Source organism: Salinifilum aidingensis (assembly GCF_054782015.1).
The window spans coordinates 1-1,140 of record NZ_BAAGTH010000031.1 but is presented as its reverse complement, the minus strand read 5'-3'; the positions used below and the strand labels follow the sequence as shown (position 1 = coordinate 1,140).

The following is a 1,140-nucleotide window of genomic DNA, read 5'->3' as shown; positions in this document are numbered from 1 at the left end:
GTCGACCCGGAGGTCGCTGCTGCGGTGGGTTCTGAGTTGCGTCGCCAGCAGAACACGTTGGAGATGATCGCTTCGGAGAACTTCGCACCGCGCTCCGTCCTGGAGGCTCAGGGGTCGGTGCTGACGAACAAGTACGCCGAGGGGTATCCGGGCAAGCGCTACTACGGCGGCTGCGAGAACGTCGACGTGATCGAGCAGTTGGCGATCGACCGGGCCAAGGAGCTGTTCGGCGCGTCGTTCGCGAACGTGCAGCCGCACTCGGGTGCGCAGGCCAACGCCTCTGCGATGTTCGCGCTGCTCAAGCCGGGCGACACGATCATGGGGCTGGACCTGGCCCACGGTGGCCACCTCACCCACGGCATGCGGATCAACTTCTCCGGCAAGCTCTACAACGTCGTGCCGTACCACGTCGACGAGTCGGACCACCGCATCGACATGGACGAGGTGGCCCGGCTGGCGCGGGAGAACCGGCCGAACATGATCATCGCCGGCTGGTCGGCGTACCCGCGGCAGTTGGACTTCGCCCGCTTCCGGGAGATCGCCGACGAGGTCGGGGCGTACCTGATGGTGGACATGGCGCACTTCGCCGGTCTGGTCGCCGCGGGGCTGCACCCCAACCCGGTGCCGCACGCGCACGTGGTCACCACCACCACGCACAAGACCCTGGGGGGTCCGCGGGGCGGGGTGATCCTCTCTGCTGACGAGGAGCTCACCAAGAAGTTCAACTCGGCGGTGTTCCCGGGGCAGCAGGGCGGTCCGCTGGAGCACGTGATCGCGGGCAAGGCGGTGCTGTTCAAGGCCGCGCGCGGCGAGGAGTTCGTCGACCGGCAGCGGCGCACCGTCGAGGGGGCGCAGGTCCTGGCGCAGCGCTTGCAGCAGGGCGATGCGACCGCCGCGGGGGTGCAGCTGGTCTCCGGCGGGACCGACGTGCACCTGGTGCTGGTGGACCTGCGCAACGCCGAGCTGGACGGCAAGCAGGCCGAGGACCGGCTGCACGAGATCGGGATCACGGTCAACCGCAACGCGGTGCCGAACGATCCGCGGCCGCCGATGGTGACCTCCGGGCTGCGGATCGGCACGTCCGCGCTGGCCACCCGCGGCTTCGGCGCCGAGGAGTTCGGCGAGGTCGCCGACGTCATC

Annotated in this window: 1 protein-coding gene; it reads left to right on the top strand. The window is 69.5% G+C overall.

Annotated elements, in window-relative coordinates; genetic code table 11:
* On the top strand, nucleotides 1–1,140 hold a 1,140-nt coding region (glyA, locus tag ACYVJE_RS22975; protein ID WP_461146122.1), incomplete at both ends, for a serine hydroxymethyltransferase.